Raw genomic sequence first — 18,829 nt, 5'->3', positions numbered from 1 at the left:
GGATCACACCTCCGTCACGAAGCGATAGGCGCCATCCGCGCGCTCCACCCGGCCAAGCCCGCCGCCGGGCAGGTGAAAGCCCACCATCGCCATGCCGTCGGTGGCCAACTGATCGAGCAGACGCAGCCGCGTGGCGATGCCCTGTTCGGCATCCTGATCCGCGCCGCTGGCCCAGTCGGGATGCGCCAGCGCAAGGTGGCCGTTGCCGATGGCGTCCCCCACCACCATCACCGCCGTGCTGTCCTGTCGGACCTCGAAGCTGATATGGCCGGGCGTGTGGCCGGGCGTATCGTGGGCGAGGATTCCGGGCAGCACCTCCTGTCCGCCGGTGAAGGTCTCAAGCCGGTCCGCGATCGCCTCAAGCCGCCGTGCCGCGCCGACGGCAAAGCTGGCGCGCGCTGTACCGATGGTGTCGACGGTGGCAGGATCGGTCCAGTAGTCCAGCTCCGCCTGCCCGATCATGTGGGTGGCGTTGACGAAGACCGGATCATCAAAATCGTCGAGCACGCCCCAGAGGTGATCGGGATGGGCATGGGTGAGCAGCACGTGGGTTATCTCGTCGGCCGCGACCCCGGCAGCGTCAAGCGCATCGGCAAGACGGCCCGCGCTGGGCATGAAGGCATGGCCCGAGCCCGCGTCGAACAGCACCGTGTTTGTGCCGTCGCGGTAGAGGGTTACGTTGCAGGGCGGGGTGAGCGTGTCGCCGGTGATGCCGTGCTGCGCGAGCGCCTCGGTGGCCTGCCCCCGCGGCAGATCGCCGATGAGGAAATCGAGCGGCAGCACGAGATTGCCATCGCTGAGCGTGGTCAGGCGCGCGGTGCCGAGTTCCATGTCGGTGGCGGCAAAGGCGCGCAGCCCCGCGCCCGCCGTGAGCGCAGCCAGCCCCCCGACCATGAGCTCGCGTCTGGTAATCCGCATCTCTCCCCCCGTTCGTTAAATGCAAACATACGAATATGATTTCACGATGAGCGACAAATAGCAAGGAGGATGCGGCGGACACACACCGCCCGGCAGAGTCATGCCCGTCGGGGAGCAGGCCGTGACCGGGAAGGCCCGCATTCGTGCGAATGACGGCATAAGCGGCAAGCGAGGTTAGCAGATGCGTTGTTGCAGACCTCTGAGCATGGAGGGTTCGCAGCACGAATCCACGAAGTCAGTCGAGGCGTATCACGACGCACACGCTTGCCTGTCACCGCGCTATGGACCTGTTACATGCCTATTGGCATTTGCTGTGCCCGCAGCTTGCGCAGGTCATGCAGCCCTCGATCATGCGCATCTCGTAGCTGCCGCAGGCCGGACAGACCGGGCCCCTCGGGACATTTTCCAGCCCCACGACCTGCGCCGTCGGATCGGACTTGAGGCCCAGCCCCTCGCCCTCGAGAAATCCGATCTGCACCATGTGCCGCTCCAGAATGCCGCCGATCGCCGCGAGGATCGAGGGCACGTATTTGCCCTGCATCCACGCCCCGCCGCGCGGGTCGAACACGGCCTTGAGTTCCTCCACCACGAAGGACACGTCGCCACCGCGCCGGAACACCGCCGAGATCATCCGCGTCAACGCCACGGTCCAGGCGTAATGCTCCATGTTCTTGGAATTGATGAACACTTCAAAGGGGCGCCGGTGCCCGTTCAGCACGATATCGTTCACCGTCACATAGATCGCATGGTTGCTGTCGGGCCATTTGAGCTTGTAGGTCGCGCCCTCCAGCTCCGCGGGCCGGTCGAGCGGCTCGGACATGTAGACGACTTCACCGCCCTCGGCGGGAAAATCGCCCCGGGCCTGATCCGAGCCCTCCCCGGGCACCTTGTCCTCGGTTTCGCTCACGCTCAGCACGGACCCCGTCACCTCGTTGGGCCGGTAGGTTGTGCAACCCTTGCAGCCGGACTCCCAAGCCTGCATGTAGACATCCTTGAACGCCGCGAAGGAGATATCGGCGGGGCAGTTGATGGTTTTCGAGATGCTCGAATCCACCCATTTCTGCGCCGCCGCCTGCATCTTCACGTGATCCTCGGGTGCCAGCACCTGCGCGTTCACGAAATGCTCGGGCAGCGGGGCATCACCCATCTTCTCCCGCCACATCTGCACGGCGTAATCGACGACCTCTTCCTCGGTGCGGCTTCCATCCTTTTGCAGCACCTTGCGGGTATAACTGTAGGCGAATACCGGCTCGATGCCGCTGCTGACATTGCCTGCGTAGAGGCTGATCGTGCCCGTCGGCGCGACCGAGGTCAGAAGCGCGTTGCGGATGCCATGTTTCGCGATCGCATCGCGCACGCTCTCGTCCATGTCCCGCATGGTGCCGGACGCGAGGAACTTGTCGGCATCAAACAGCGGAAACGCCCCCTTCTCCCGGGCGAGGTCTACCGAGGCGAGATAGGCGGCGACGGCGATCTTGTGCATCCAGATTTCCGTCTGCCGCGCCGCCTTGTCAGAGCCATAGCGCTGCCCCAGCATCAAAAGCGCATCCGCCAGCCCCGTGACCCCAAGCCCGATGCGGCGCTTGGCGCGCGCCTCCTCGGCCTGCGCCTCAAGCGGGAATTGCGACACGTCCACCACGTTGTCCATCATCCGCACCGCCACCCGCACCAGATCCTTGAGCGCGGCCGCGTCAAGCCGCGCACGCGGCCCGAACGGGTCGATCACCAGCCGTGCGAGGTTGATCGAGCCCAGCAGGCAGGCGCCGTAGGGCGGAAGTGGCTGTTCGCCGCAGGGATTGGTCGCAGAGATATTCTCTACATAGCTCAGGTTATTCGCCTGATTGATCCGGTCGATAAAGATCACCCCCGGCTCGGCATAGTCATAGGTCGCCTGCATGATCCGGTTCCACAGGTCGCGCGCGGGCAGCGTGTGATAGACCTTGCCGCCGAATTGCAAATCCCACGGCCCGTCGGCCTTGACCGCGTCCATGAAGGCATCGGTCACCAGAACGCTCAGGTTGAACATGCGCAACCGCGCCGCGTCGGATTTGGCAGCGATGAATTCCTCGATATCGGGATGGTCGCAGCGCATCGTCGCCATCATCGCGCCCCGGCGGCTCCCCGCAGACATGATCGTGCGGCACATCGCGTCCCACACATCCATGAACGACAGCGGCCCGCTCGCATCCGCCGACACGCCCTTGACCACCGCCCCCCTGGGCCGGATCGTCGAGAAATCATAGCCGATCCCGCCGCCCTGCTGCATGGTCAGCGCCGCCTCGCGCAAGGCGTCGAAGATACCGCCCATGTCGTCGGGGATCGTGCCCATGACGAAACAGTTGAAGAGCGTCACCTTGCGCCCCGTACCCGCCCCGGCGGTGATCCGGCCCGCGGGCAGGAACTTGAAGTCCTCAAGCGCGGCATAGAACCGTTCCTCCCAGACATCCGGTTCGGCCTCGACCGCGGCCAGCGCCTGCGCAACACGCCGCCACGTGTCCTCGACGCTTGCATCGCCGCCCTCGTCGGCAACATAGCGGTACTTCATGGACCAGATCTGTTCGGCGATCGGGGCGGAAAAGCGGGTCATGAGGCGTGTCCCTTGCGCTGGAGCGGAGATTGACAATAGCCCGCGCGTCGCGCGATTTCCAGCCGTGCCGGTCGCTCCCGTCTCAGCCTCTGGACCTGCGTGCCTCGCGCGGGGCGTGGCCGAACCGGCGGCGATAGGCGCGCGAAAAGCTCGACCTGTCGGAGAACCCTGTGCGCAGGGCGATCTCCAGAAGCGGGTGATCGGTGTCGCTCATCATCCGCCGTGCCGCCTGTAGCCGCAAATCCAGATAGCAGGCCGCAGGTGCCATCCCGAGCCCGTCGCGGAAAATCTGTTCCAGCCGCCGCGTCCCGACCCCGAGCGCCGCGGCAATCCGGGGGACAGGCAAGGGCGCATCGACCGCCTGCCCCATTATCGTCAGCGCCTCCGACAGCCGCCGGTCGCGCGCGCCGGGGACCAGACCGGGGCGTTGCGGGCGCGTGGCATCGGAATACTGATCATAGAGAAACGAATCAGCTACCTGCCCCGCCACGCCGAGGCCGCAGCGCGCGCCGATGAGGTGCAACATCATGTCCGCCGCAGGCACCGCCCCGCCCGCCGTCAGCCGGTTGCCCGAGCGCACGTAGCGGTCCGCCACCACCTCGACCGCCGGAAAGGCGGCAGCGAAATCCTCCAGGTCCTCCCAGTGCACGGTGGCGCGGTGCCCGTCGAGCAGCCCGGCCCGCGCCATGATCCACGGCCCCGCGTCGATCCCGCCGATCGCGCCAAACCGCCCGGCCATCCGGCGCAGCGCGGCAATCAGGCTCCGGGTTGCCACCTCGGCCTGATCGTAACCGGAGATCACCATCAGAAGATCGGCCCCCGCAACGTCGGCAAAGGCCCCCGATGCGGGCAGTTCGATCCCGCAGGTCAGCGGCGCCGCCACCCCGTCGGGGGTCACCACCCGCCAGCGGAACGCCTCGCGCCGCATCTGCCGGTTGGCGTTGCGCATCGGGTCGAGCACCGAGGCCACCTCGAGGATCGAGGCGCGCGGCAGGACCAGCACCGCGATGTCGAGGGTGGCGCGCGAGGGCGCAAAGATCGTTTCGGAATTTGCCATCTTCCTTTCGTAAATCGTCAATCATCTCGCCGCAACTCTGCTAGGCTTTGCGACAGCCAAGGAGGAATCCATGCCACTCAACATGAATCGCGAGGTGTTCATCACCTGTGCCGTGACCGGATCGGGCGGCACGCAAGACCGCAGCCCCAACGTTCCCCGCTCGCCCGAGGCCATCGCCGAGAGCGCCATCGCCGCGGCAAAGGCCGGCGCGGCGGTGGTGCACTGCCATGTCCGCGACCCCGAGACCGGCGCGCCCTCGCGCGATCCCGCGCTCTTCCGCGAGGTGACAGAGCGCATCCGCGACAGCGCCACCGACGTGGTGCTCAACCTCACCGCCGGGATGGGCGGCGACCTGATGTTCGACGGCACCGAGGCGATGGACCGGATGTCGACCGCGTCGGACATGGCCGGCGCGACAGAGCGGGTGGCCCATGTCGTCGACTGCCGCCCGGAAATCTGCACGCTCGATTGCGGCACGATGAATTTCGCCGAGGCCGATTACGTCATGGTCAACACGCCGGGAATGCTGCGCGACATGGCCGCACGGATGGTGGCCGCCGGGACGCGGATCGAGATCGAGGCGTTCGATACCGGCCACCTGTGGTTCGCGAAACAGCTCGTGGACGAAGGGATCATCCCCGAGCCGGTGCTGGTGCAGCTTTGCATGGGGGTGCCGTGGGGCGCGCCCGACGATCTCAACACCTTCCTCGCGATGGTGAACAACGTGCCCGCAGGCTGGCACTGGTCGGCCTTCGGCCTCGGGCGCAACGAGATGCCCTATGTCGCGGCGGCGGTGCTGGCGGGGGGCAACGTGCGCGTCGGGCTCGAGGATAACCTGATGCTCGACCGCGGTGTGCTCGCCACCAACGCGCAACTGGTCGAGCGCGCGGTGGGCATCGTCGAGGCGATGGGCGCACGCGTGGTCGGCCCCGACGCGGTGCGCGAGCGGCTGAGCCTCGAAAAGAGGGCACCACTGTGAGCGGCGCACCCCGCAAGGCGGCCATCATCGGCGGCGGCGTCATCGGCGGCGGCTGGGCCGCGCGCTTCCTGCTCGCGGGCTGGGACGTGGCGGTGTTCGACCCCGACCCGCAGACCCCGCGCAAGATCGGCGAAGTGCTCGACAATGCCCGCGCCGCGCTCCCCGCGCTTTCCGACCTGCCGATGCCGGGTGAGGGCCGCCTCACCTTCGCCGACAGCATCGCCGACGCGGTGGCAGGCGCGGCCTATGTGCAGGAATCGGTGTCCGAGCGGATCGCGCTCAAGCACCGGGTCTATGCCGAGATACAAAAGACCGCGCCAGATGCGCCGCTCGGCTCCTCGACCTCGGGCTATCGCCCCTCGGTGTTGCAGGAAGAGGCGGCCAACCCGGCCTCGATCTTCGTCGCGCACCCGTTCAACCCGGTCTACCTTCTGCCCTTGGTCGAACTCGTGCCCTCTCCCGGCACCGCGCCGCAGGTCATCGAGACGGCCAAGGGGATATTGCAGGAAATCGGCATGTTCCCCCTCCATGTCCGCAAGGAAATCGACGCCCATATCGCCGACCGCCTGCTAGAGGCCGTCTGGCGCGAGGCGCTGTGGCTGGTGCGCGATGGCGTGGCCACAACCGAGGAAATCGACGACGCGATCCGCATGGGCTTTGGCCTGCGTTGGGCACAGATGGGCCTCTTCGAGACCTACCGTATCGCCGGGGGCGAGGCCGGGATGCGCCATTTCCTCGGTCAGTTCGGCCCCTGCCTGCAAGAGCCGTGGACGCGGCTTATGGACGTACCCGAGTATGACGATGCCCTTGTTGACCTGATCGCCGGACAATCGGATGCGCAATCTGGCCACCATTCCATCCGCGAGCTGGAGCGTATCCGCGACCGCAACCTCGTGGGCTTTTTGCGGGTGCTGAAGGAAAACGGCTGGGGCGCGGGGCGCGTGATCGCCGATCACGACGCGCGCCGCGCAGGCGCGGGGGAGTGACCGCAATGGATTTTGCCCTCAGCGACGAACAGCGCATGATCGTCGAGACCACCCGCGCCTTTGTCGAGGCCGAACTGTTCCCACACGAGGCCCAAATCGAGCGCACCGGCCACCTGCCGATGGACCTCGTGGCCGAGGTTCAGAAAAAGGCGATGGCCGCCGGGCTCTATGCCGCCAACATGCCCGAGGAGGTGGGCGGCGCCGGGCTCGATACGCTCACCTGGCTGCTCTACGAGCGAGAGCTTGGCCGCGCCAATTACGCGCTGCACTGGACCTGCGTGGCGCGCCCCTCCAACATCCTGCTCGCGGGCACGCCAGAGCAGCGCGAGCGCTATCTCATGCCCTGCATCCGCGGCGAGACATGGGATTGCCTCGCCATGACCGAGCCCGACGCCGGATCGGACCTGCGCGGGATGCGCGCCACCGCCCGGCGCGAGGGCGGCGACTGGGTGCTCGACGGCACCAAGCATTTCATCAGCCACGCCGATATCGCGGGTTTCACCATCGCCTTCATGGCCACCGGTGAGGAGGACACGCCAAGGGGCAAGCGCAAGCGCATCACCGCGTTCTTCGTGGACAAGGGCACCCCCGGCTTTACCGTCCGCCCCGGCTATCGCTCCGTCTCGCATCGCGGCTACACCAACGCGATCCTCGAATTCGACGGCTGCCGGGTGCCCGACGCCAACGTTCTGGGCGAGGTGCACAAGGGCTTCGACGTGGCCAACGAATGGTTGGGGGCCACCCGTCTCCAGGTCGCGGCTACCAGCCTCGGTCGGGCCGAGCGCGCGCTGGCCCTGTCCCTCGGCTGGGCCGCCGAGCGCCGCCAGTTCGGGCAGCGGATCGGCAAGTTCCAGGGCGTGTCCTTCAAGCTCGCCGACATGGCGACCGAGTTGAAAGCCGCCGAGCTGCTCACCCTCTGGGCGGGATGGAAGGCGGACCAGGGCACCGTCACCGATGCCGACATGGCGATGGCCAAGCTCAAGGCGACCGAGGTGCTGGCGATGATCGCCGACGAGGCGATCCAGATTCACGGCGGCATGGGGCTGATGGAAGAATTGCCGCTTGAGCGCATCTGGCGCGACGCGCGGATCGAGCGCATCTGGGAAGGCACCTCCGAGATCCAGCGCCACATCATCAGCCGCGCGCTGCTCCGCCCGCTGGGCGGCTGAGGGAGGGGAGATGGGTGATCTGACGCGCCTCCTGCGACCCCGGAGCATCGCCGTGATGGGCGCCGGCTGGGCGGCGAACGTGATCGCGCAATGCGATCGGATGGGGTTTTCGGGTGAGGTCTGGCCGGTGCACCCGGCGCGGGCCGAAATCGGCGGGCGACCCTGCTTCCCAAGCCTCGCCGACCTGCCCGCCGCGCCCGACGCCACCTTTCTCGGCATCAACCGCCACGCCACGGTCGAGACGGTGGCCGCGCTCGCAGGTCTGGACGCGGGCGGGGCGGTCTGTTTCGCCTCTGGCTGGCGCGAGGCGGGCGAGGACGGTCTGCAAGCCGCGCTCGTCGAGGCCGCCGGGCCGATGCCGGTGCTCGGCCCCAATTGCTACGGCTTCATCAACTACCTCGACGGCGCGCTCCTGTGGCCCGATCAGCATGGCGGGCAGCGGGTCGAGACGGGCGTGGCGATCCTCAGCCAATCGTCGAACATCGCGATCAACCTCACCATGCAGGCGCGCGGCCTGCCCATCGCCTATGTCGCCTGCCTCGGCAACGCCGCGCAGGTGGGGCTGAGCGACCTCGCCCTCGCCATGCTCGACGACCCGCGCGTGACCGCGCTCGGCCTCTATATCGAGGGGGTGGGCGACGCCCCGGGTTTTGCCGCGATGGCCGAACGGGCACGCGCGGCAGGCAAGCCCATCATCGCTCTGAAATCCGGCAAGACCCCATCCGCGCAGGACGCTGCCGCGAGCCACACCGCCGCGCTCGCCGGCGAAGGCGCCGCTTCGGGCGCATTCCTGCGCCAATGCGGCGTGGCCGAGGTGGCAAGCCTCGACGCACTGCTGGAAACGCTCAAGATCGTGCATGTTCATGGGGGGCTTTCCGGCACGCGGTTCTGCTCGGTATCGAGCTCGGGCGGCGAGGCAGGGCTCGTGGCCGATCTCGCGCCGCGCCACGGCCTGCGTTTCGAGCCACCCGCACCGGCGACAGCGGCGCGGCTCTCCGCCACGCTCGGGCCGCTGGTGCGCGTGGCAAACCCGCTCGACTACCACACCTTCATCTGGGGCGACGTGGCCCGCACCATCGATGTCTTCGCCACCATGCTCGGCGACTACGACGCCGGGCTTTTCATCATCGACCCGCCGCGCCCCGACCGTTGCGACCCCGCGAGCTTTCAGCCCGCGCTCGACGCCATCGAGGCGGCACAGGCGGCGACCGGCCTGCCCGCCTTCCCCGTGGCCTCGCTGCCCGAGAATTTCGACGAGCCGCGCGCCATCGCCATGCTGGGGCGTGGGGTGGTGCCGCTGATGGGGCTCGATACCGCACTCGCCGCGCTTTCGGCGGCGTGCCTCCCACCCGTGCGCCCGGGCTGGCGGCCTTGGCCGGTGCGCTCGGGGGCGGAGCCGCGCCTGCTCGACGAGGCGGCGGCCAAGGCGCGACTCTCGGCGGCAGGCGTGGCGGCGCCACGCGGCATCACCGCGCCCTCGCTCGCGGCACTCGATCCGGGCGGTGCAGGGCTCGCGCCGCCCTTCGCGCTCAAGGGCCTGGGCCTTGCCCACAAGACCGAGGTCGGGGCCGTGCGGCTCGGCGTGACCGATCCGGCGCGCGAGGCGGATATGCCGGGCGTCACCGGCTACCTGCTCGAAGAGATGGTGACCGGCGGCGTGGCCGAGATGCTGCTGGGCCTGCGCCGCGACCCGGTCTATGGCGCGACGCTGACGCTGGGCGTGGGCGGCGTGACGGCCGAGCTTCTGGCCGACACCGTGACGCTCGTCTGCCCGGTCACCGCCGAGGACATCGCCGCCGCGCTGCGTGGCCTGCGGCTCTGGCCACTGCTCGACGGCTGGCGCGGGGGGCCGCGTGCCGATACCGTCGCGGCGGGGGCCGTGGCGCTGGCGCTTCAGGACATGATGGAGAGCGACCCAAACATCGCCGAAATCGAAATCAACCCGCTGATCCTGTGCAGCAAAGGCGCGGTGGCGGCGGACGCATTCATCCGGGAGGAGACATGATGGACATGCTGACCGAAGGGCCGATCCGCACGCGGATCGAAGGGGCGGTGCTCGAGGTGACGCTCGACCGACCGAACGCCAACGCCATTGATCTGGCGACAAGCCGGATCATGGGCGAGGTATTCCGCGCCTTCCGGGACGATGACGCCCTGCGCGTGGCGATCCTGCGCGCGGCGGGCGAGAAATTCTTCTGCCCCGGCTGGGATCTCAAGGCCGCCGCCGGGGGCGACGCGGTGGACGGCGATTACGGCGTCGGCGGGTTCGGCGGATTGCAGGAATTGCCGCACCTGAACAAGCCGGTGATCTGCGCGGTGAACGGCATCTGTTGCGGCGGCGGGCTGGAACTGGCGCTGTCCTGCGATTTGATTCTCGCCGCCGACACCGCGCGCTTTGCCCTGCCCGAAATCCGCTCTGGCACGGTAGCCGATGCCGCCTCGATCAAGCTGCCCAAGCGCATCCCCTACCACGTCGCGATGGACCTGCTGCTGACCGGACGCTGGTTCGACGCTGAAGAGGCGCTACGCTGGGGGCTGCTGCGCGAGGTCTGCGCGCCCCACGACCTGCTGGAGCAGACATGGGAACTGGCGCGGCACCTCGAAAGTGGCCCGCCGCTCGTCTACGCCGCCATCAAGGAAATCGTGCGCGAGGCCGAGGCGATGCGCTTTCAGGATGCGCTCAACCGGGTAACGCGGCGCCAATTCGCCACCGTCGACACGCTATACGGTAGCGAGGATCTGCTGGAGGGCCAGAACGCCTTTGCCGAGAAGCGCAACCCGGTCTGGAAGGGGCGCTGAACCTCCCAGCTATTACGGTCGCATGTTCGAGGAGCTCAAGGCCGGTTCCCGCTCCTGAGCAACATGCTCAGCCCCCTTCGCCCTCCGAGACAAGGCTCGACAAATCCGCCGCTGCCTCGCGCATCGACGGCAGATACTCCAGCGCCCGCGCGATATCAAAGCGTTGCGTGGGCGCGTGAAAGGCCAGTGTCGCCATCAGCCGGTCGTTGACGTCCAGGATCGGCACGGCGAGCGCGATCATGTCGCGCATGAATTCCTCGCGGTCGAGCGAATAGCCCTGCGTCCGGACTTGGCTGATCTCAGCCATCAGCGCATCTGGATCGGTCAGGGTGTTGGGCGTGCGCGCCTCCAGATCGGTCGCCAAGAGGTATTTCATCAGGTGCGGTCGCGCCAGCGACGACAGGTACATCTTGCCGCTCGCCGTGCAGTAGAATGGCACGCGCGTGCCGATGGGCAACTGGATGCGCAACGGCCATTGCGTCTCGACCCGTTCGAGATAGATCATCGCGTCGCGGTCCGGCAGGGCGATGTTGCAGGTCTCGCCAATCTCGCTGCTCACCCGCTTCAGGATCGCCTGCCGCGCCGTGCGGATGCGCAGCGATGACAGGATACCGCCCGCCAACCGGCGCAGGCGCGGCCCCGGCGAATAGGTCCGCCCGTCCAAGTCACGTTGCAGGAATCCCTCCTCCTCCAGCGTGGCAAACAGGCGGTGGATGGTGGGCTTGGGCAGGCCGATGGCGGCGTTGACCTCGGTCGGTGTGACCGGCACGCCCGCCCGGGCGATCTCTTCGATCACCAGGAGCAGGCGCAGGTTGGTCGGGATCGTTCCCGTGCTGTCCCCGTCCATACAAACCCCACCGTCATCGGTTCGGCAAGAGCGCCGTCGAAAGCTGCGGCACCAGCGCGACGATGAACCAGACCGCCAGCAATGCCACAAGATACGGCACCGTGTAACGCAAAAGCCGGAAATAGGGAACGCCAGTCACACCGGATGCGACATAGAGATTGAGCCCGTAAGGCGGCGTGATAAAGCCGATGGAGGCCCCCACGAGGAAGATCACCGCGAATTGCACCGGCTCCACCCCCACCTCATGCGCGATCGGCGCAAGGATCGGGGCGAGGATGATCGTCACCGGCAGGCTTTCCAGCACCATGCCGCAGACGAAAACGATCGCCATCGAGGTGAACAGCACCGCGTAATAACCGCCCATCGACGTCACGAAACCGCCAATCACCTCCTGCGCGCCCAGCACCGACATGATCTGCTGCATCACCACCGACACGGCGATGAGCGGCGCGAGAATACCGGTGATCTGCGCGGAACGCATGGTGATCGACGGCAGCTCCAGCGGGCTGAACCCCTCGACCACCAGCATCTCCGAGACGCGCTTCTCGTTCACGTCACGCCCCTTGGCACCACCCATGATCCGGTAGAGCGGCAGGCTGACAAAGCCCACGATCACGCAGAACCCGACGGTCACCCCCGCCGCCTCGGTGGGCGAGAACTTGCCCGTGTAGATACCCCAGAGCACCAGCCCGATGGCAAAGAACCCGAGCCATGCGCCAATCGCTGTCTTGATCACCCGCATCGGGCTCAATGGGATCAGGAACCCCCACTTGTTGCTCCAGCAGATCAGGAACGCGGCAAACATCATCGCGCCCACCATCAACGCGCCGGGCAGGATTCCAGCGACAAACAGCTCTGAAATGGGCAGGTTGAGCAGGAAACCATAGACGATGAAGATGATCGAGGGCGGGATGATGATCCCCACCGTGCCGCCCGCCGCCGCTGTCGCCGCCGAGAACCGCTCGTCATAGCCGCCCTTGACCATCTCGGGATGCAGCATCGAGCCGATCGTCGCCGTCGTGGCCGAGTTGGAGCCCGAAATCGCCGCAAAGAGCCCGCAGGCGCCAAGCGACGCCATCGACAGCCCGCCGCGTATCCAGCCAAGGCAGGCATAGGCGAAATCACTGAGCCTGCGCGCGATCCCCGACCGGTTGATGAGGTCTCCCGTCAGGATGAACAGCGGCATCGCCAGCAAGGCAAAACCATCGGTGAACACATCCGCCAGCGCCCCGCCGATATTCTGCAACGGCATGCCAAGGACGAAGGACACGCCGATCACCCAGTAGCCGATCACCAGAAAGACCGGCACGCCCAGCATGAACAGAAGCGTCACCCCGATGGAAATGAGCGTGACAAGCGTCGATGGGTCGGTCATGTCAGTCGCCTCCAATCACGGCCTGGGTGATGAGCGTGTCACCCTTGCGGAAATTGACCATGTCAGCGAGCAGGTTCTCGATCACCCGTGCCACCAGCGTGGTGAACGCCAGCGGCACCGACAGCAGGAACCACCACTGCATCACGTTGTCCGTGCCCAGCATGATCTGGAAATTCGCGGCGGAATTGGCGGCCACCTTGGTCGAGGTGACAACCACGACCCAGGAAAACCCGATCCACAACAGCGCATCCAGCACCAGGCACGCCATCTGTCCGGCGCGCGGCATGGCCATGCGAAACTCGGCGAACGCCAGATGCGTGCGCAGCTTGACGTTATAGCTGCACCCGAACCACGTCATGATGAGAAACAGGAAGGGCGGCAGCGTGGTGGACCACGGCGCCTGCTGTGACAGCACGAAGCGGCGGAACACCTCGACAAAGATGATCCCGCCGATGGCAAGGTAGGAGACGACCATCAGCCACTGTTCGAGGTTGCGCTCGGTCCACGGCACGACGCGGTAAAGGACGAGAAACGCCAGCGCCAGCACCAGCATCGCCATCAGGCCCAGTGGCCAGGTCGCCGGGGCGCGCATCGCTTCGCTCAACATCCATGAATCGCCCGAGGCGAGGGCACTCAGGATATCACCCGTGCCCTGAAACCAGCCGGTCATGCCCACTCCTCCCCTTGGGTTGCCGTATGTCGTGGCCGCACGTATCGGCGGCTTGGGGTGCCGGGCCGCGTGCGGCCCGGTCCGATGCTAGGCGATCACGCCGCGCGCCACCAGCGGCGCGGCTCGACATTCTCGGGCAGCGTATCCCTGGGGATCTCGCGCGCCACGTTATAAATGTCCTGATAGGTGTCGATGCCACCCGCCCAGCCGTTGAGCCGCTCGCGCCACTGCGCCCACGGCTCGGGGTTGAACTCGGGCGAACACATCTCCTCGGCCATCCTGATCTGATCGTCGGCGAGAAAGGCGGGCCGCACGCCGTGCTCGGCAAAGATCGTACCCGGCAGCTGCGGGTCCGAGAAACCGACGGTCTTGACCAGCGCCGCCTCGTTCGCCGCCTGCACATGCACCTGCGCAAGGTAGGCCGATTCCATGATCGCCTCTTGCAGATGCGGCTCCATCGCGTCGAAGACGCGCGCCGACATCGACGTATGCTCGGTCCCGCAGAAGAACTTGAGATCGACCGACTGGCTCACCACCGTCGACATGTTGGCATAGGCCACCGCCGACGCCCACGTCTCGGCCCCGTCGATCAGGCCCTGCTTGAGCCCGTCAAGCGTCTCTTCCCAGGCCACCGGCACCGGGTTGAGGTTCAGAAGCTGCATGGCGATGCGGCCAAGCTGCGTACCGGTGACGCGGTTCTTGGTGCCAAACAGCTCTTCGAGCTTGGTCACCGTGGGCTTCTCGGCAAAGTTGTTGCCAAGCTGGATGCCGCGCAACTCGCAATGCGAGAACAGGAATTTCAGCCCGTGCCGCTTTTCCAGCGGCTCGCGCAGGATGCGCTGCGACTCCGGAGAATAGAGGAAATGATACTGCGCGGCCCGGCTCGGGAACATGTAGGCATAGTCGAGCACGTTGAGATACGGCGCGCCACCGGCCGAGTTCTGCGTCGAGGCGGCATACATGTCGATCACGCCGGTCTGCGTCTTCTCCACGCAGTTGAGCTGGCCGCAGATCTGGTTGTCGCCGATGAATTCCACCCGGATCTCGCCCTCGGTCCGCTCCTCCAGATCGCGGGCGAATTGCAGGACGCCTGCGCGCTCGATCAGCAGGTTGCGCGCGTTGAAGCCTGCGGCGCCCAGCTTTAGCGTATGCTTTGGCTCCTTGGCGAAACGCTTGTCATAGGTGCTCTCGGCGGCCCGCGCGAGCGAGGGCAGGCTGACCGCACCGGTCAGCGCGCCCGCGCCCATCACCACGGATGACAGGCCAAACTGGCCGGTCAGGCGAAACAGGTCCCGGCGGGAAATCCCGCTGAGCGCTTTCGATACTTTCATGACGTCCTCCCTGATTTTGCAATAATGATACTTGCAGTCTCAATATTGATAGACTTATGCTCGTTCTGGCAAGGAAAATCTTTTCCGCACATAATTTGTGCAAAGGTCGGTCGAAAATGTCGGAATTATCAGCGGATTACGTGATCGTCGGGGCAGGGTCTGCCGGGTGCGTGCTTGCGAATCGGCTTTCCGCCGACCCGAAGATCAAGGTCATCCTGATGGAGGCTGGCGGGCGCGACTGGAACCCGTGGATCCACATTCCGGTCGGCTACTTCAAGACCATGCACAACCCCTCGGTCGACTGGTGCTACCGGACCGAGCCCGACCCGGGGCTGAACGGGCGCGCCCTCGACTGGCCGCGCGGCAAGGTGCTTGGCGGCTCCTCCTCGCTCAACGGGTTGCTCTACGTGCGCGGCCAGCCGCAGGATTACGACCGCTGGGCGCAGATGGGAAATCCCGGATGGGGTTGGGACGACGTGCTGCCGCTGTTCAAGCGCTCAGAACGGCAGGAACGCGGCGCCGACGATTATCACGGCGACCAGGGGTCGCTCTCGGTGTCCAACATGCGCCTGCAACGGCCCATCTGCGACGCATGGGTGGCCGCCGCCCAGGAGGCGGGCTATCCCTTCAATCCCGATTACAACGGCGCTCGCCAAGAGGGCGTGGGATACTTCCAGCTCACCGCGCGCAAAGGGCGGCGCTGCTCCGCCGCTGTGGCGTTCCTCAACCCTGTGCGCAAACGCGAGAACCTGACCATCCTGACCCGCGCGCAGGCCAGCCGCATCACCTTCGACGGCACCCGCGCCACCGGCGTGGCCTACCGCGACCGCGCAGGGGTGGAACATGTGGTCAAGGCCAATGCGGAAGTCATCCTGTCCTCCGGCGCCATCGGCTCGCCACACCTGATGATGCTCTCGGGTCTGGGCGAGGCGGCGCACCTGCAAGAGCACGGCATCGAGGTGCTGCGCGATATGCCCGGCGTCGGCCGCAACATGCAGGACCACCTGCAGGCGCGGCTGGTGTTCAAGTGCAACGAACCCACCCTCAACGACGAGGTGCGCAGCCTGTGGAACCAGGCGCGGATCGCATTGAAATACGCGATGTTCCGCGCCGGACCGATGGCCATGGCCGCCAGCCTCGCCACCGGCTTCATGCGCACCGGCGACCATGTGGAAACACCCGACATCCAGTTCCACGTACAGCCCTGGTCCGCCGACAGCCCCGGCGAGGGGCCGCATCCCTTCTCCGCCTTCACCATGTCGGTCTGCCAGTTGCGCCCCGAGAGCCGGGGCGAGATTCGCCTCGCCTCAGCCGACCCGGCCACCTACCCGAAAATCCACCCCAACTACCTCTCGACCGAAACCGACTGCCGGACCATCGTCGAGGGCGTCAAGATCGCCCGCCGTATCGCCCGCCACGCGCCGCTCAACTCCAAGATATCCGAGGAGTTCCGCCCCGACGCCGCGCTCGATCTCGACGATTACGAGGGCACGCTCGATTGGGCACGCAACTATTCCACCACGATCTACCACCCCACCGGCACCTGCAAGATGGGGCCGGGTGGCGATGCCGTGGTCGATGCACGGCTGCGCGTGCACGGCATCACCGGGCTGCGCGTCGCCGATTGCTCGATCATGCCCGAGATCGTCTCGGGCAACACCAACGCCCCCGCCATCATGATCGGCGAAAAGGCCTCCGAAATGATCCTCGAGGACCGCACCGGCTGAGCGGGTTCAGGCCGCCGTCTTGCGCGGAGCCCCCTCCCACTCAAGCCCGGGCCGGTAACGCGCGGCCACCCTGCCCTCCTCCAGTGCCAACAGGTGCAGCCAGCCGTTGTCGAACAGCGCCCGCACCTCCGCGTGCCGCGTCAGCACATCCGTGATTGCCTCGCGCGGGGCCTCTATCATCACCGACAGGCGCAGCGGCTCGTGTACCGCGCGCTCGCCGTCATGGACGGCCTGCCACGGCAGGCCGGGGCGCAGGATGCCGCCATTTCCCTGCACCACACCGATCCCGCCCACCACGTTGTGGATGAGCTTGTTGCCACCGCCAAAGGCTGCGGGCGCCACGGTCGAGCCGTAATATTGCAGGCTGATCCAGCTTGCCACCACCATCGGCGCGGTGAGGATCAGCTCCAGCGTGCCAAAACCCGCATCCGCCCGCCAGTCATAGCTGTGGAGGAAGGCGCGCCCGCCCAGATCGGCCCCGGCGGTCACCCCGCGCGGCGCGGCGACAAAGGCGGCACACCCCGCTAGGCCCCATTCCGGGCGCAACTCGGCCCAGTCCAGCGCGCGCCGCGCCACCGTGTCGGCCCGCGCGCCGGGCAGACGGCCCGCCCGCTCCGCCCGCGCCACGCCCCCCGCCGCATTGAGCCACGCCCGCGCCTGCGCAATGTCGGCTTCATGGTCCGGGGCGGGGGCGTCCTCGTAGAGCGTGACCCTGTCGGTGGTGGTGTCGTGCAGCCCGGCCATGAACAGCGTGTCGTGGGGCAGGTCGATGCCGTGCTCGGGCAGGCCCGCCCGCGTCTCGGGATCGTTGAGCAACGCGGCCAGGAGCCGCGCCGAGACCTCGCCGGTCTGCCCCCCGCAGGCGCCGCAATGATAGGCGCTCTCGTGCGGGTTGTTGGTGACCTGCGCGCCGTGACCGAGGAGCAGCATCAGCCGCGCGTGCCCCGTGGTCAGGCTCATCGCCCGCAGCACCATTGCCGCCGTCCCGGCCTTCTGCGCCGCGCTCAGGCCGCCTTCGATCCGTGGGGCGGGGTCGGGTGCGGGGCGCTCGGCCCCCAAGCCCAGTGCATCGCGCACCAGCTTCCAGCCATAGGCCGGGCCTGCCGCCTCGACAAAGGCGAAGGACGATACTGCCGCCTGCCGGAACCGGCCCCAGGCCCGCACCGCGCGGGCCGCGATGCGCGCCGCCTGCTCGACCTCGTCGCCCTCGTGGCTGCACGAGGTCAGCGCCGGTTTGAGCAGCACCGGCAGATGCGCCTGCGCCATGTCGGTGCCTTGCGGCTTGTGCGCCACCGGCAGGCCGAAGAACCCGGCAAAGCCGATGGTCTCGATCCCGCCGCCCTGCGCCTCGAGCGCGCGGCGGAACACCTCCGAGCGCACGTCGATGCAAAACGCAGCCTGCAGCGCCGGGCGTGCATCCTGCACCGTGGCCCCGGTCAGGGCCGCCGACAGGTGGCGCTGATAGGCGCGCTCGGCGGCGTCCTGAAGGATCGCGTCAATCGCCTGATCGGGCGTCACGGTCACCGGTTCGGCATGGGTGGTCACCACGTCCTGCCAGTCGCCCTCGACCTGCGGCGCATGGTCGATGAGTGCCTCCTCCCAGATCATGCGGATCGCCAGCAAGTCGGTGATGGTGGTGTCGCTCTCGCCCGCCATCTCGGCCTGCCACAGCAGCCAGCGCGCGTGCTGCGCCCAGCCGCCCAAATCCATCAGCAGCCGATGAAAGGCCGTCCCGGCCGCCGCTTCCGTCAGGCCCAGCCGCTCGGCGGCGCGCAGGATCGCCCGCTCCGCCGTGTCCGGCGCGGCGGCGACATGCGCGCAGAAACCCACCAGCCCCGCGATCTCCGGTGTCAGGTCATGGGTCGCCCATTCGCGCCACGCGGCAAAGGCCCCGCGCCCCGGTGCGGGCGTCCACAGCGCCTGCCCCCGGTCGAAATGCCCCGCCGCCCACAGCCCGAAGCTGCGTGCGATCACGGCGGGCCAGTCGGTGCCGGTGGCCTGTGCCGCCAGCTCCGCCACCGTGGGCAGGGCCTGCGGCTCGGGGCTTTCGGTGGCAAGCTTCGCCTTCAACAGCGCCAGATCGGCGGGTTTAAGCGGTGACGAATTTGCAAAGAGCGCGGCGGCGAGGTCGCCATCGGTGATCTCGCCCGCCTCCACTTTCGCGGCATACTCGGCACGCGGGCGGGAGAGGCGCACCCCCGCCACCCGCGCCAGCCGTGCGGATGCGGTGGCAAGGTCTTCCTGCGCCTGCCCGAGGAACGGGTTGACCGCCACGGTCGCGTCCAGCGGAAATGCGGGCGGGATGGCCTTTGCTGCGGCCTCGGCGCTTGTCAGCAGGCCCGAGACCCGGTCGGCGGCGATCTGTGTATGCTTGAGGAACATCT

Annotated in this window: 13 protein-coding genes and 1 pseudogene; 6 read left to right on the top strand and 8 right to left on the bottom strand. The window is 67.3% G+C overall.

The window, feature by feature from the left end; translation table 11 throughout:
- Nucleotides 1–3: 3 nt before the first annotated feature.
- The 3 genes from CRJ03_RS16770 to CRJ03_RS16760 all read right to left on the bottom strand — a co-directional run bounded on the left by CRJ03_RS16770 (nucleotide 4) and on the right by CRJ03_RS16760 (nucleotide 4,562).
- Nucleotides 4–918 carry an MBL fold metallo-hydrolase gene (locus tag CRJ03_RS16770; protein ID WP_104020020.1) on the bottom strand — a complete coding sequence of 305 codons (915 nt, stop codon included), beginning with the start codon at nucleotides 916–918 and terminating at the stop codon, nucleotides 4–6.
- 298 nt (nucleotides 919–1,216) lie between these two features.
- On the bottom strand, nucleotides 1,217–3,505 hold the full coding sequence (locus CRJ03_RS16765) for an adenosylcobalamin-dependent ribonucleoside-diphosphate reductase (RefSeq protein WP_104020019.1): 2,289 nt from the start codon (nucleotides 3,503–3,505) through the stop codon (nucleotides 1,217–1,219).
- 82 nt (nucleotides 3,506–3,587) lie between these two features.
- Nucleotides 3,588–4,562 (bottom strand): GlxA family transcriptional regulator, encoded by a 975-nt coding sequence (locus CRJ03_RS16760; protein ID WP_104020018.1) that lies wholly within the window; start codon nucleotides 4,560–4,562, stop codon nucleotides 3,588–3,590.
- Between the two features lie 70 nt (nucleotides 4,563–4,632).
- Between CRJ03_RS16760 and bcoG the strand changes: the two genes are divergently transcribed.
- The 5 genes and pseudogenes from bcoG (at nucleotide 4,633) to CRJ03_RS16735 (ending at nucleotide 10,495) form a co-directional block, all read left to right on the top strand.
- The gene (gene bcoG / locus CRJ03_RS16755; RefSeq protein ID WP_104020017.1) at nucleotides 4,633–5,541 is read left to right on the top strand and encodes a 3-dehydrocarnitine:acetyl-CoA trimethylamine transferase BcoG; all 909 of its coding nucleotides are present in this window, start codon (nucleotides 4,633–4,635) and stop codon (nucleotides 5,539–5,541) included.
- Nucleotides 5,538–6,503: pseudogene (locus tag CRJ03_RS16750) on the top strand (3-hydroxyacyl-CoA dehydrogenase NAD-binding domain-containing protein); the annotation flags it as partial. The gene bcoG and the pseudogene CRJ03_RS16750, both read left to right, overlap by 4 nt.
- A gap of 29 nt (nucleotides 6,504–6,532) precedes the next feature.
- A complete protein-coding gene (locus CRJ03_RS16745) occupies nucleotides 6,533–7,696 on the top strand; it encodes an acyl-CoA dehydrogenase family protein (protein WP_104020015.1) in 1,164 nt (387 codons plus the stop codon).
- A gap of 10 nt (nucleotides 7,697–7,706) precedes the next feature.
- Nucleotides 7,707–9,701: an acetate--CoA ligase family protein gene (locus CRJ03_RS16740; protein ID WP_104020014.1), complete on the top strand. Its 1,995-nt coding sequence runs from the start codon at nucleotides 7,707–7,709 to the stop codon at nucleotides 9,699–9,701.
- Complete coding sequence (locus CRJ03_RS16735) at nucleotides 9,698–10,495, top strand: carnitinyl-CoA dehydratase (RefSeq protein WP_104020013.1); 798 nt, start codon at nucleotides 9,698–9,700, stop codon at nucleotides 10,493–10,495. Before CRJ03_RS16740 ends, CRJ03_RS16735 begins: the two co-directional genes overlap by 4 nt.
- Nucleotides 10,496–10,562: 67 nt before the next feature.
- Here the strand turns inward: CRJ03_RS16735 and CRJ03_RS16730 are convergent, their stop codons facing one another.
- The 4 genes from CRJ03_RS16730 to CRJ03_RS16715 form a co-directional block, all read right to left on the bottom strand.
- On the bottom strand, nucleotides 10,563–11,342 hold the full coding sequence (locus tag CRJ03_RS16730) for an IclR family transcriptional regulator (protein ID WP_104020012.1): 780 nt from the start codon (nucleotides 11,340–11,342) through the stop codon (nucleotides 10,563–10,565).
- Between the two features lie 13 nt (nucleotides 11,343–11,355).
- A complete protein-coding gene (locus tag CRJ03_RS16725; RefSeq protein ID WP_104020011.1) occupies nucleotides 11,356–12,717 on the bottom strand; it encodes a TRAP transporter large permease in 1,362 nt (453 codons plus the stop codon).
- 1 nt (nucleotide 12,718) lies between these two features.
- Nucleotides 12,719–13,387: a TRAP transporter small permease gene (locus tag CRJ03_RS16720; protein ID WP_104020010.1), complete on the bottom strand. Its 669-nt coding sequence runs from the start codon at nucleotides 13,385–13,387 to the stop codon at nucleotides 12,719–12,721.
- 95 nt (nucleotides 13,388–13,482) lie between these two features.
- Nucleotides 13,483–14,718: a TRAP transporter substrate-binding protein gene (locus tag CRJ03_RS16715; RefSeq protein ID WP_104020009.1), complete on the bottom strand. Its 1,236-nt coding sequence runs from the start codon at nucleotides 14,716–14,718 to the stop codon at nucleotides 13,483–13,485.
- A 116-nt stretch (nucleotides 14,719–14,834) separates the two neighbouring features.
- On the opposite strand from CRJ03_RS16715, the gene CRJ03_RS16710 reads away from it, so the two are divergent.
- Complete coding sequence (locus CRJ03_RS16710; RefSeq protein ID WP_104020008.1) at nucleotides 14,835–16,445, top strand: GMC family oxidoreductase; 1,611 nt, start codon at nucleotides 14,835–14,837, stop codon at nucleotides 16,443–16,445.
- A gap of 6 nt (nucleotides 16,446–16,451) precedes the next feature.
- Here CRJ03_RS16710 and CRJ03_RS16705 read toward each other — a convergent pair whose 3' ends face one another.
- Nucleotides 16,452–18,827, bottom strand: a complete 2,376-nt coding sequence (locus CRJ03_RS16705; protein ID WP_104020007.1) for a YbcC family protein — start codon at nucleotides 18,825–18,827, stop codon at nucleotides 16,452–16,454.
- Nucleotides 18,828–18,829 lie beyond the last annotated feature (2 nt).

This window comes from Roseovarius nitratireducens (assembly GCF_002925845.1).
In the GTDB taxonomy this organism is placed as follows: domain Bacteria; phylum Pseudomonadota; class Alphaproteobacteria; order Rhodobacterales; family Rhodobacteraceae; genus Roseovarius; species Roseovarius nitratireducens.
The sequence above is the reverse complement of the archived record's forward strand: the minus strand, read 5'-3'. Positions and strand labels throughout refer to the sequence as shown.